A 12,988-nucleotide genomic window follows, 5' to 3' on the forward strand; every position below is an offset into this window, starting at 1 on the left:
CATTATGAAGCCAAAAATTTGTTTATTTTAGCACCGAATCTTTTTAAAAAAGGCGCATAATTCAAAACCAAATGAATCGAAAATTTTTATTACCGTTTTTTTTATTTATTTCTTCAATGTTTTGCAGCCAGGATTTTTATACCGAAATGCGTAAGAACTATTGGGAATATGATGAAAATGATGAGAGAGCTTTTATATATTTAAATATCTGCATTGAAAAAGCAAAGAAAGAGAAAGATTATGCTGAACTTTTTCAGTCTTATGATGATGCTATTAGATTCTCAAAAAACAAAAAATTATTATATGCTGATAGTGCAATAGTAGCTGCAAATAAATCTAAAAACAAAGATTTAATTGGTAGTTCTTATGTAAACAAAGGAGTTATTTTCTACTTCAACTACAGGAAATACCAACCTGCATTAAATGAATATCTGAAAGGATATACTTATCTGAAAAACGCAAATGATCCTTTCCTGAAATACCAGAACCTTTATCACATTGGCGTTATGAAAAGCTATTTAGGCTATTATGATGAAGCCATTCAGATTTTTAAAGAATGTATTGCTTATTTCGAACCCAATACGAGAGCAAATATCCACCACAACTTAATCCTGAATAACCGAAAAGGCTATTTCAATTCTTTACATCAGCTGATTATATGTTATCAGCTCCTCGGAAATTTTAAAGAAGCAGAAAAACTTACAGATGAAGGTTTAAAAAAAATTCCCGAAGATGATTTCTTTTATCTTGATAAAAACTATTTTGAAAAATCCAAAGGAATTAATCAGTTTCATCAAAAAAAATATTCAGAAGCTATAAATAATTTAAATCATTCATTGCCGGGTTTGTTGAAAATTGATAATTTTTCAATAGCTTCCGTATCCTATTTCTACAAAGGAATGAGTTATAGCGAAATGGGGAACCAAGAACTTGCTCAGAAAAATTATAAAAAAGTAGATTCTATTTTTAATAAACACCAATTTATCCTTCCGGAATTAAGAAAAAATTATGAAGAACTAATTACCTATTATAAAGAAAAAAAAGACCCGAAACAAGAATTATATTTCACCAAACAGCTACTGAAAGCTGACAGCGTCATCGCAACAGATTTTAAATATCTCTCAACACGCATCCATAAAAATTACGATACTGAAAGTTTATTAGAAGCAAAAAATAAATTAGAAAATAAAAACTCTTTCGGCAAGTACCTACTGATTGGTTGTTTGATCATAATTTCCATTCTTACAGCTCTGCTTTTTTATTGGCTTAAAAGAAAAAAAGCAATAAAGAATAAATATGAAATTTTACTCAAGAAAATCAATACTGAAAAAAATACAGAAGTAAAAGAAGAAGATTTTTTACTGAAAAATAGTTTCAGTAAAAGTCTGAAGTTAGACGAAAAAATTGCAAAAAAAATACTGAAAGACATTTCCGCTTTTGAAAAAAGCAACGGCTTTATCGAAAAAGGTATTACGCTTGGCAAACTCGCCACTCAATTAAATACCAATACGAGTTATCTTTCCCAAATTATTAATGATTATAGTGGTGCTAATTTTAATACTTACATTAATAAGTTGCGGGTTGAATATGCAACTAATAAAATTTATAATGATAAAGACTGGCGTAAATATTCGGTTGAAGATATTGCCATTGCTTGTGGGTTTAGTAACCGTCAAAATTTTTCAAATTTTTTCTTCGAACAATACCGAATGCGACCTGCTGATTTTTTAAAAAAGAGAAAGGAAGAATTGGAGTTGCAGAAACATGCTAATTAAATTTCATCAAAAATAAAAAAATGGATGGATTTGCGAAGATTTGATTTAAAATCCCAATCTGCGACCCAACTTGATGATACAATTTTTATTTTTTTTATTTGAATCACCGAACCACTTTGTTAGGTTTGAGTGGAGATCTTCTTATGAAACGAAGTGGAATAAAAAAGCGCGAACACTTCGACAGGCTCAGTGTAAATTCCAGGCGGAAGTAGTCGCCCAAAAAATTATTTTATCAATACTATTTCTTATGCTATTCGATTTTGCTAAATTTGTGCGAAATCTAAACTTAAAATATGGAGTCCTACACGGAAAAAATTCTTATCACCGGCGCTCTCGGGCAAATCGGTACTGAACTTACCAATCGATTAGTTGAAATTCATGGCGCTGAAAATGTGGTCGCTTCGGGACTTGACCGTTGGGATAAAAACCTGACTTCTGCGGGATTCTACGAGAGAATGGATGTGACCAACACGCAACTGGTGAGACAGGTTATCAAAGATTACGAAATCACGACGGTTTATCATTTGGCATCTTTGCTATCTGGAACTTCTGAAAAACAGCCGCTTTTTGCATGGAAATTAAACATCGAACCTTTGCTTCAATTTTGTGAAATGGCGAAAGAAGGTTTGCTTAAAAAGATTTTCTGGCCGAGTTCTATTGCCGTTTTCGGAACTGGAATTCCGAAAGAAAATGTTGGTCAGGAAGTAGTTTTGAATCCGACAACTGTTTATGGAATTTCTAAAATGGCGGGTGAAAAATGGTGTGAATATTATCACAATAAATTCGGTGTTGATGTAAGAAGTATTCGTTATCCCGGTTTAATTTCCTGGAAAACACCTGCTGGTGGCGGAACGACAGATTATGCGGTTGAGATTTTTTATGAAGCGGTAGAAGAAGGAAAATACACGAGTTTTATTTCTGAAAATACGGGAATGCCGATGTTGTATATGAATGATGCGATTAAGGCAACCCTTGATTTAATGGGTGCTCCGAAAGAAAACCTTACCGTTCATACTGCTTATAATTTGGGTGGAATGTCTTTTACTCCAAAAGAACTGGCGGAAGAAATTAAGAAAGAAATGCCTGATTTTACGATTGATTACCAACCGGATTTCCGTCAGGAAATTGCAGATTCTTGGCCAGCGTCGATTGATGATTCTGTGGCGAAAAAAGACTGGGGACTTTCTTACGATTACGGAATTAGTGAAATGACGAAGGATATGTTGGATAATCTGAAAGTAAAGTTGGCGAAAAACTAATTTTCTATTATAAATAAAGCGCTGCAATTTCAAAGGATTTTTTTCTGATGATTATTTTGCAGCGTTTTTTTATACTTTCACCAAAATATTCTAGTTATAAAATGGTTTTAATTACTTTTTCATCTTCTACGAAAGTAATTAAGAAATAATCTTTCCATAAGATCTTTCAATCCCGTCATTTATGGCGAGATTTTTTTATGCTTATTCATTGGGTTTGGAAAAAAACAAGTTCAATCGCTTCATTTTCTTGCATGTTACAAAAAGAAGTTCTATTTTTGCACCTCGAAATAATTAACAAAATTAATTAACATTATGAACAATTACGAAACTGTTTTCATTTTAACTCCCGTTCTATCTGACGCTCAGGTGGAGGAAGCAGTGAAAAAATTTGAAGACCTATTGGCTTCACACAATTGCGAAATCGTTGCCAAAGAAAAATGGGGACTAAAGAAATTAGCTTATCCAATTCAATTAAAGAAGAATGGATTTTACACTTTGATCGAATTCAAAGGTGAAGGAACTGTAGTAGCAGATTTAGAACTTGCTTTCAAACGTGACGAGAGAGTTCTTCGTTACCTTACTACAAAACTTGACAAACATGCGATCGAGTATGCAGTAACGAGAAGAACGAAAGTGAAAACTGCGAAAGCTTAATTTTAACCCTTAAAAAAGAAAAGACATGGCAATAGATGATATGGCTAAACAAGCCTCAGCAGGAGGAGAATCTGAAGTAAGATTTTTAACTCCACTTGACATCAATACAAAATCTGACAAAAAATACTGTAGATTCAAAAAATTCGGTATTAAACATGTAGATTATAAAGATGCAGATTTCCTTCTTCAGTTCGTGAACGAACAAGGTAAAATTTTACCAAGAAGATATACAGGAACTTCTTTGAAATACCAAAGAAAAGTATCTGCAGCAATCAAAAGAGCAAGACACTTGGCAATGATGCCTTATGTAGCGGATCTTTTGAAATAAGACAAAATAGATAAAAGAATAAAGAGAGAAACTTAATTTGATTAAGTTTCTTTTTCAAAACTTTTGTTGCTGATTTATAAATTAATTCTAACGATTTTTTGATTAAAGAAGATCATTCTTTTTTCTAAAATTAAAAACGGACAACAACAATGGACATTATCCTAAAAAAAGACGTAGAAAACTTAGGTTTAGAGTTTGATACAGTAAGTGTAAAACCTGGTTATGCAAGAAACTTCTTGTTACCACAAGGATTAGCACTTTTGGCAACGCCAAAAAACAAAGCAGCTTTAGCAGAAACTTTAGAAGCTAGAAAAGACGAAGAAGCGAAATTGGTTGCGGCTGCAAATGCAATCGTAGAACAATTGAAAAAAACAAGCATCACTATTGCAACTAAAGTTGGTACTGGTGACAAATTGTTTGGTTCAATCAACAACGCTAACCTTTCTGATGAACTATCTAAAGTTGGAGTACAAGTTGATAAAAAATACATCAAGATCCCAGGGAACAACATTAAGAGAACTGGTAAATCTACTGCGATCATCAGACTTCACAGAGAAGTAGAATACAGCTACGAATTCGAAATCGTTTCTGATGCTCCACCAGTGGTAGAAGCTCCGAAACCAGTTGCTAAACCAAAAGCAGTTACAACAGAGGAAACTCCAGCTGAAGAAGCATAAGAGTTTTTGAAATAATTAAAATCCGTTATCATTTATTTGGTAGCGGATTTTTTTGGGTTTAATAGTCAATAGTGAATTTATATTCTTTAGTTTTGATTTTTCACTTCAAAGTTGATGCATTTCTCTAAATATTACCGAACTGAATTATAAGGTCTTCAATGAATTAAGTTCAGGAAAATAAATGATCCAAAACAGAAGGAAACACTCGCCTCCTATGAAGCATTTTATTTTAGTTTAAAGATGAATACTAAATTGAATTCTAGATTCATGTGGTGACATTTTGGGCTCTTTTGACGAATTCTCTGCTGCGTTGTTTTTGTCTGGTAATTATTACAGATGCTTTAAAAAAATGTATCATTAATTTCTGACAATAAGATTCTATAAAATAAGACCGTTTAAGATATTGGATGGAATTAACTTTAAATATAATCTGTCGATTACTCCCGTGATCTTTCGTCATTTTCATCAATCAGTTCAGCAAAAAAAACTTCAGAAATAATTCTGAAGTTTTGATCTAATAATTGATTATCTACAAATTTTAATATTTGCCTGGTGGCGTTTTCACATTTCCTAAAATATCCGGAAAGTAATAATCAGCAAGATGCTCGAATTCATCTCCTCTCATAAACATGTTAGCATCAACTTCTGCATAGGAAGTTTTCCCTGCAGCTCCAATAAGCTCATTACAGGTACGCAATGTGTTTTTATGGAAGTGGTACACTCTTTCACTCTTATCGGTAACATCTAAGCCTTTAATAAGCATTTTATCTTGGGTTGCCACACCGGTTGGACAAGTATTGGTATTACATCTTAATGCTTGAATACAACCTAGAGCAAACATAAATCCTCTGGCGTTATTACACATATCTGCACCCATCGCAATGGCACGCAAAATATCGAGGGAAGTTAATACTTTTCCACTTGCAATTACTTTCAATTTATCTCTTACGTTGAAGTTGGTCAAAGTTCTATTGACAAAAATCAATGAAGGTTCCAATGGCATTCCTACTCCATCAGAAAATTCTGGCGGTGCTGCTCCTGTTCCTCCTTCTGCTCCATCTACCGTAATAAAATCAGGATAAATTTTCAATACGTTCATCTGTGCACAAATATCTTCGAACTCTTTGGTATCCCCGATACATAATTTGAAACCAACAGGTTTTCCGTCTGAAAGTTCCCTTAATTCCTGCACAAATCTCAACAAGCCTGCAGCATCAGAAAAGGATGAGTGCGATGGCGGAGAAATAATAGTCATTCCCGGTTGTACGTGACGAATCGCCGCAATTTCCGCTGTGTTTTTTGAACCTGGTAATACTCCACCATGGCCTGGTTTTGCTCCTTGAGAAATTTTAATCTCAATCATTTTCACCGCTGGAATGGAAACATTTTTCTTGAATATTTCTGGCGAAAACTTACCGTGGTCATCTCTACAACCGAAATACCCAGTTCCGATTTGCCAGCACAAATCACCACCTTCTAAGTGGTAAGGCGAGATTCCACCTTCTCCGGTATTGTGGTAAAATCCACCTTTTTTTGCACCTCTGTTCAACGCCATCTGAGCACGATCACTTAATGATCCAAAACTCATTGCCGAGATATTAAAAAGTGATGCATTATATTTCTGAGTACATTGATCGCCACCGACCAAAACCGTTGGTAATTCTTCGGATGGTGATTTGGCATAGATGGAATGTTTTATTCCTTCGTATTTTCTATTATTAATTTCGAGCTGAGTCCCAAAAGGTACCGTATCGCTAATATTTTTGGCTCTTCTGTAGGCAGCAGAACGTTCGTTTCTTGGAAAAGGTTTCCCATCTGTTTCTCTTTCGATAAAATATTGCTGCATTTCTGGTGAAATTTCTTCGAAAAAATAACGGAAATAACCTAACACCGGAAAGTTCCGCAGAATGGCATGTCTCGTTTGGTAACTATTATAAAGTCCCACTATATAAATACAACTAAGCAGAATCGGAATCCAATAATGGGTTTTAATCAATATAGATATCGCCCAAGTTACAACCAGAAGTACTAGTCCCCACCTAATGAATTTTTCTCTCATTACATTTTTTTATTTAGTGCCCCAAAAATAATAATAATAAATGGACAAAAAAAACCACTTTCATTAATTTTGAGAAGAGTCTTATTGATAGTTTCTATTTTACTTATTCTAGGGGATTTTTAACATTTTTACTTGTTCAGAATCGGGACTAATCACAATTTCAAACGGCACATTCTGATCACAGATTTCTCCTTTTTCAACACCCAAAGATGATCAAATTAAAAATTGGTCTTTTATTTATTCAATGCCATTATTAATTCGCAGCGTATTGCTTTTAACTTTTTCTCAAAATGATATGAAATTTCTTAAATATTAATAGAGATAAAACGATATTAAAATCATTAATTATATCTATTCCCTTTTTTTGGCGTATTATTTGACTGCAATAAAAACATTAACTTAAAAAATCATCATGAGAAGAAATACGATATTAGTGGCAACGATGGCGATTGCAACAATCGGAACTACCACACAATCATGCATGGCCATCGCAACTTCTAGCGTGGGCTTGGCTGTTTTAAAACAAATTTTATTAGGAGGAATTACTAAAGGTTTAAATATTTTCAGTAATAAAGACAGTTTTCTGGCGAACCAGTTAATTGATACTGCTTTGCCCCAACAATTGCGAGACATTAATAATACTTTGCAAAAGTTAGGTTTAAACAGTTTGGTTCAAAAAGAAAAAGAATATATTGCGAGAGCAGCAGCATTCACTGTAGATACTTCTCGACCGATTTTGGTGAATGCCGTAAATTCTTTAACCGCAGAAGATGCCGCAAGAATTGTACAAGGAGGAAGTGGCGCTGCAACACAGATGTTACGAGAAAGAACATCTACACAATTAATGGCAGCCATTGCACCAAAAGTAGATGCAAAACTGAATGAATTTGGATTAGTGCAATCTTTGAATTCTGCATTATCGGGAACCAATATTTTAGGAAGTATTCTTGGCGGTCAAAATAGCAATAATCTAGCAACAAGTTCGATAAGTAAATTCGCTGCGCAGCAAATGGTGAATGGGCTTTTTAATATTATTGAAAATCACGAGCAACAAAATGCAAATACCATTCTTAATTCCCTCAATGCACCGAGATAAAAAATATATTTTAACTATCTTTGAATTCCGGTTTAGCCGGAATTTTTTTTAACTCAAATAAATATAAAATGGCTAATATTATTGAAAACGAAGATCATAAAAGTCCAGAAGATTTCTATATTTCTTTAAAAGAAAAATTAGAAGCTACCCATAATTTTCCGGAAGATTATCCTTTTAAATTCATCGTTTTAAATGAAGAAAAAAAAATAACGGAAATTTATAGGGTTTTTGATGGGATGCAATTTACATTGACAACGAGAGACAGTAAAAACGCAAAATACACCTCACTCAGTATTACAGCTTTCGTCCTTGATGCAGAACAGGTGATTTCTATTTATAAAAAAGTGGGCGAAATAGAAGGGGTGATGTCTCTTTAAATAAATACGATATGAATATTTTAATCACTGGAGGAACAGGATTAGTAGGAAGACCGCTCGTAAAAAAACTAGAGGAAAACCACCACCATACCGTAAGAATTTTATCCCGTTCAAAAAGTGAAAATAAAAATGAATTTTACTGGAATATCGCTAAAAAAGAAATCGACGAAAAAGCGTTTGAGAATTTAGATTGCATCATTCATTTGGCAGGTGCAAATATCAGTGAAAGATGGACTGAAGATCATAAAAAAGAAATGTTTTCTAGCAGAATCGATTCAGCGAATTTACTTCGAGAATATTGTGAGAAAAAAGAAATTCATCTGAAGGCATTCATTTCTTCGTCGGGGATTAATTATTATGGCACGTTTACTTCTGACCAAATTTTAACTGAAGAATCCGCAATTGTAAAAAATGATTTTCTCGCTCAACTTTGTGTGGAGTGGGAAAATGCCGCAGATCAATTTTCTAGAATTTCAGACCGAGTTGTCTGTTTACGAACCGCAATGGTTTTATCAAAATACAGCGGAGCGCTACCGATGCTGAAAAAAACAGTTGATTTAAATATTGGGTCGGCCGTTGGATCTGGTCAACAATGGATGAATTGGATTCATATCGATGATTTGGTAAAGATGTATGTGACCGCTGTTGAAAATTCAATAATCAATGGAAAATACAATGCCGTTGCTGATGAAACCCCAATGAATAAAGACTTCATGAAGAGTTTAGCAAAAGTAAGAAACAAGTTTTTTCTTCCTTTTAATGTTCCCACTTTTGTAATGAAATCAGTATTCGGAGAAATGAGTTCTATTATTTTAGAAGGAACTCGTGCGGATAATAAAAAAATCAAATCACAGGGATTTGATTTTAAATATTCACATCTTGATGATGCTTTCAAAAATTTAGTTTAATTACTTTTCATTATTACACGACAAAACTTCAAAAAATAGAGTATTAACCGCATTCCGATAATTATCAGAAGAGACAAAAGTGTAATTCAGAAAAAGTAAAAAATCAACAGTATGCGAAAGTGAAGTGCTTGTCCATACTGCTTTTTTCAACTTCCAAATTACTTCAAGCATCATGTAGGCGGCACCCTACTGAAACAATCTGCTAAATACTCAACTATCATTTAAAGAACAAAAAAAATTGTAAAAAATTCTTTAATTCAAAACTATATCGTAATATTGCAATATTATAATACAGATATGGGAACGACTAAAACGGAACATTTTACAGAAAAACAAAGCGAAATTGCGATCATCGCAAAAGCTATGGGGCATCCCGCAAGGGTTGCCATTATTGACTTGTTGTTAAAAGTAAATGCTTGTATCGGAAATGATATTTTAGAAAAAATACCGCTTGCACAGCCTACGATTTCTCAACACCTAAAAGTTCTTAAAGATGCCAATTTAATTAAAGGAACGATTGAGGGAAATACGGTGTGCTATTGTATCAACGAATCTACTTTTGAATTATTAAATACATATTTTAGAAACATTGCTACTACTGTTATCCACCAAGACTGTTGTTAAAATTAGAATTATGACCTTAAAAAATATAGACAAATTAGGAACTTTCGGGCTTTTCCTGACTGCATTACTTTCACCCTGTTGTTTCCCGCTTTTTGCATTTGTAGCTTCAGCATTGGGATTAGGAAGTTTTGAATTATTTGGCGGTTGGACAATGTGGATTTTTCAGGCAATGGTTTTAGTAAGTATTGCAGGACTTAGTATTTCTTATTTCAAGCATCGTTCTGCATATCCTTTATCTGTTGCAATTCCAAGCGGAATTTTGATTTTTTATGGTTATTACTTCAATGAAAACGACTATTGGACTTACTTTCTTTACGCAGGAATGTTTGGCCTTTTAATAGCAACATTATGGAATTACAAACGCAACAAAATACATGGATCTTGCAATACTTCCACAACACACAACGGTAAGACAGTAGAACTCAATTCAACAATCACTTGCCCCGAATGTGGACATCAGAAAGAAGAAACTATGCCCACCGACGCTTGCCAATATTTTTATGAATGTGAAAACTGCAAAACAATATTAAAGCCATTACAAGGAGATTGTTGTGTGTATTGTAGTTACGGAACCGTAAAATGTCCGCCCATTCAAGCAAATGAAAATTGCTGCTAAAAATGGAAATAAAACTAAAATTTTTAGACCGATATTTAACGCTTTGGATTTTCCTTGCAATGGCAATTGGTATAAGTTTGGGACATTTTTTTCCAAATATTTCTAATAACCTCAATGCCATTTCTATCGGAACTACCAATATTCCTTTGGCAATCGGATTAATTTTAATGATGTATCCACCATTGGCAAAAGTGGATTATTCCCTATTATCCAAAGCGTTACAAGATAGAAAAGTAATTGCTATTTCTTTATTGCTTAATTGGGTAATCGGTACTTTGTTGATGTTCGGATTAGCCGTTTTGTTTTTGAAAAATGAACCCGAATATATGACAGGGCTTATTCTAATTGGTTTGGCAAGATGTATCGCAATGGTTATTGTTTGGAGTGATTTAGCCAAAGCAAACCGAGAATACACCGCTTTACTTGTTGCTTTGAATAGTATTTTTCAAATTCTCTCTTACAGCTTTTTTGTATGGTTATTCATCACTATTTTACCGAAATATCTTGGTTTGGGAAATTTTGATGTAAGCGTTTCAATGCGAGACGTTACCGAAAGTGTTTTAATATACTTGGGTATTCCATTTTTCGCAGGATTTCTAACCCGATACATTTTAATTAAAAAAAAGGGAAAAGAATGGTATAATCATAAATTCATCCCTAAAATCTCACCCATTACGTTAATTGCCCTTTTGCTGACTATTGTGTTGATGTTCAGTTTGAAAGGTGATAAAATAATAGAATTACCATTTGATGTTTTAAAAATAGCTATTCCACTTATCATTTATTTTGTACTGATGTTTTTCGTGAGTTTTTTCATCAACAAAGCATTGAAAGTTCCTTATGATAAAAATGCTTCTATCTCATTCACAGCCACAGGAAATAATTTTGAATTGGCAATTGCGGTTGCTATTTCTGTTTTTGGCATCAATTCACCACAGGCATTTGTAGGCGTTATTGGTCCTTTGGTAGAAGTACCGGTTTTAATATTATTGGTAAAAATTAGTTTATTTCTCAAACAAAAATATTATATTAAATGAAACAGAAAATTTTAGTGCTTTGCACAGGAAACAGTTGCAGAAGCCAAATTGCGGAAGGTTATTTGCGATATTTTGCAAGTAACAAAGCAGATGTTTACAGTGCAGGTGTAGAAACGCACGGAGTAAATCCAAAAGCAATCGCAACAATGAAAGAAGATGGAATTGACATTTCAAACCATACTTCAAACAACATTGACGAATATCGAAATATCGATTTTGACTTTGTCATTACGGTTTGCGACAACGCCAAAGAACGCTGTCCATTCTTTCCGACAAAAGCCCAAAAATTTCATTACAATTTTCCCGACCCCGCAAAAACAACAGGAACAGAGGAAGAAATTGCCGAAAAATTCAGAAAAGTAAGACAACAAATCAAAGATTACTGCGAAAATTTTGTTACTGAAAATTTGTAAATGAATAAGCAAAAAAAGACGAATGCATATCTACTTACTTTTCAATAAAAAATTTCACATTTTCGATTGGGCGACCAATCATTGCTACAGAACCTTTAATGATAATTGGTCTTTGGATTAATTCTGGATTCTGCAATAACATTTGGATTAAATCGTCATCAGATAAGTTTTTATCTCGAAATTGTTCTTGATAAAGTTTCTCATTTGTTCTCACCAAATCCTTTACGGGACAATGAAGTTTCTTCAGAACAGTGCGAAGTTCCATTTCACTTAATGGCTGATTGATGATATCAATAATTTCAAAAGGAACACTATTTTCATCCAAATATTCTAAAATCCCACGACTTTTCGAACAAGAATTATTGTGAAGAATTTTAATCATTTTTTCGGATTTAAATGGTTATTCTATGATTTAGGAACGTTGGATAAGTCATTAAAAAAGTCCGTGTAATTCGGTTTCTATTCTTTGTAAAATTATACCAAAATCTTCGGGTCTTTCTACGAAGTCCAAATCATCAACTTCGATAATCAAAAGTTTCCCTTCGTCATAATTAGAAATCCATTTTTCATATTTCTGATTCAGTTTTGAAAGGTATTCAATAGAAATTGAAGCTTCATAATCACGTCCTCTTTTGTAAATTTTCTTTACCAGATTAGGAACATCAGACTTTAAATAAATTAACAAATCCGGTGCCGAAACAAAACTCTTCATCAAATTAAAAACTGAAGAATAGTTATTAAAATCACGATTGGTAAGCAACTCCATATCATTTAGATTTTCCGCGAAAATATGTGCATCTTCATAAATTGTACGATCCTGAATAACACTTTTTCCACTTTCCCGAATCTCCTTTACTTGCCGAAATCTACTTCCCAAAAAATAAATTTGTAAGGCAAAACTCCATTTGCTCATATCGGCATAAAAATCCTCTAAATAAGGATTGTGATCTACATCTTCAAATTGCGCTTCCCAACCGTAATGTTTTGATAACATAGTAGTTAAAGTTGTTTTTCCCGCGCCGATATTTCCTGTAACAGCAATGTGCATTTCTAAATTTTATTTAATGGATCAGTAATAATATTTTAAAAAAAAGGCTAAGAATTAACTGCGAACTGCCTTTATTAAAAGATAGTTTTTATTTAATTTCAAAGTCTTTTTCGATGC

General features: G+C 33.3%; 15 protein-coding genes and 1 pseudogene. 13 read left to right on the top strand and 3 right to left on the bottom strand.

Annotated elements, in window-relative coordinates; translation table 11 throughout:
• Window positions 1–71: 71 nt before the first annotated feature.
• The 5 genes from WBY99_RS03060 to rplI all read left to right on the top strand — a co-directional run bounded on the left by WBY99_RS03060 (window position 72) and on the right by rplI (window position 4,693).
• The gene (locus WBY99_RS03060; protein ID WP_423974871.1) at window positions 72–1,775 is read left to right on the top strand and encodes a helix-turn-helix domain-containing protein; all 1,704 of its coding nucleotides are present in this window, start codon (window positions 72–74) and stop codon (window positions 1,773–1,775) included.
• Between the two features lie 293 nt (window positions 1,776–2,068).
• The gene (locus tag WBY99_RS03065; protein WP_423974872.1) at window positions 2,069–3,034 is read left to right on the top strand and encodes an NAD-dependent epimerase/dehydratase family protein; all 966 of its coding nucleotides are present in this window, start codon (window positions 2,069–2,071) and stop codon (window positions 3,032–3,034) included.
• Window positions 3,035–3,346: 312 nt separating this feature from the next.
• The gene (gene rpsF, locus WBY99_RS03070; protein WP_423974873.1) at window positions 3,347–3,688 is read left to right on the top strand and encodes a 30S ribosomal protein S6; all 342 of its coding nucleotides are present in this window, start codon (window positions 3,347–3,349) and stop codon (window positions 3,686–3,688) included.
• A 25-nt stretch (window positions 3,689–3,713) separates the two neighbouring features.
• Window positions 3,714–4,016, top strand: coding sequence for a 30S ribosomal protein S18 (gene rpsR / locus WBY99_RS03075; RefSeq protein WP_133440260.1), 303 nt, complete (start codon window positions 3,714–3,716; stop codon window positions 4,014–4,016).
• A 149-nt stretch (window positions 4,017–4,165) separates the two neighbouring features.
• Entirely contained in the window at window positions 4,166–4,693 is a 528-nt protein-coding gene (gene rplI, locus WBY99_RS03080; protein ID WP_423974874.1) for a 50S ribosomal protein L9, read from the top strand.
• A 538-nt stretch (window positions 4,694–5,231) separates the two neighbouring features.
• Here rplI and WBY99_RS03085 read toward each other — a convergent pair.
• On the bottom strand, window positions 5,232–6,752 hold the full coding sequence (locus tag WBY99_RS03085) for an FMN-binding glutamate synthase family protein (protein WP_423974875.1): 1,521 nt from the start codon (window positions 6,750–6,752) through the stop codon (window positions 5,232–5,234).
• Window positions 6,753–7,164: 412 nt separating this feature from the next.
• On the opposite strand from WBY99_RS03085, the gene WBY99_RS03090 reads away from it, so the two are divergent.
• The 8 genes and pseudogenes from WBY99_RS03090 (at window position 7,165) to WBY99_RS03125 (ending at window position 11,823) form a co-directional block, all read left to right on the top strand.
• Window positions 7,165–7,848, top strand: coding sequence for a DUF4197 family protein (locus WBY99_RS03090; RefSeq protein WP_423974876.1), 684 nt, complete (start codon window positions 7,165–7,167; stop codon window positions 7,846–7,848).
• A 68-nt stretch (window positions 7,849–7,916) separates the two neighbouring features.
• Window positions 7,917–8,225 carry a DUF493 family protein gene (locus WBY99_RS03095; protein WP_423974877.1) on the top strand — a complete coding sequence of 103 codons (309 nt, stop codon included), beginning with the start codon at window positions 7,917–7,919 and terminating at the stop codon, window positions 8,223–8,225.
• 11 nt (window positions 8,226–8,236) lie between these two features.
• Window positions 8,237–9,133, top strand: coding sequence for a TIGR01777 family oxidoreductase (locus tag WBY99_RS03100; RefSeq protein WP_423974878.1), 897 nt, complete (start codon window positions 8,237–8,239; stop codon window positions 9,131–9,133).
• Window positions 9,134–9,430: 297 nt separating this feature from the next.
• Window positions 9,431–9,757 carry an ArsR/SmtB family transcription factor gene (locus tag WBY99_RS03105; RefSeq protein WP_423974879.1) on the top strand — a complete coding sequence of 109 codons (327 nt, stop codon included), beginning with the start codon at window positions 9,431–9,433 and terminating at the stop codon, window positions 9,755–9,757.
• 10 nt (window positions 9,758–9,767) lie between these two features.
• A pseudogene (locus tag WBY99_RS03110) lies at window positions 9,768–10,106 on the top strand (MerC domain-containing protein); the annotation flags it as partial.
• Between the two features lie 21 nt (window positions 10,107–10,127).
• The gene (locus WBY99_RS03115) at window positions 10,128–10,373 is read left to right on the top strand and encodes a GDCCVxC domain-containing (seleno)protein (RefSeq protein WP_423974884.1); all 246 of its coding nucleotides are present in this window, start codon (window positions 10,128–10,130) and stop codon (window positions 10,371–10,373) included.
• A 2-nt stretch (window positions 10,374–10,375) separates the two neighbouring features.
• On the top strand, window positions 10,376–11,410 hold the full coding sequence (gene arsB / locus WBY99_RS03120) for an ACR3 family arsenite efflux transporter (protein ID WP_423974880.1): 1,035 nt from the start codon (window positions 10,376–10,378) through the stop codon (window positions 11,408–11,410).
• Window positions 11,407–11,823, top strand: coding sequence for an arsenate reductase ArsC (locus WBY99_RS03125; protein WP_423974881.1), 417 nt, complete (start codon window positions 11,407–11,409; stop codon window positions 11,821–11,823). The genes arsB and WBY99_RS03125 overlap by 4 nt, the downstream gene beginning before the upstream one ends.
• Window positions 11,824–11,857: 34 nt before the next feature.
• Here WBY99_RS03125 and WBY99_RS03130 read toward each other — a convergent pair whose 3' ends face one another.
• Window positions 11,858–12,205 carry an arsenate reductase family protein gene (locus tag WBY99_RS03130; protein ID WP_423974882.1) on the bottom strand — a complete coding sequence of 116 codons (348 nt, stop codon included), beginning with the start codon at window positions 12,203–12,205 and terminating at the stop codon, window positions 11,858–11,860.
• Between the two features lie 51 nt (window positions 12,206–12,256).
• Entirely contained in the window at window positions 12,257–12,871 is a 615-nt protein-coding gene (locus tag WBY99_RS03135) for a deoxynucleoside kinase (RefSeq protein WP_423974883.1), read from the bottom strand.
• Window positions 12,872–12,988 lie beyond the last annotated feature (117 nt).

It is taken from the genome of Kaistella sp., from assembly GCF_049588135.1.
GTDB lineage: Bacteria > Bacteroidota > Bacteroidia > Flavobacteriales > Weeksellaceae > Kaistella.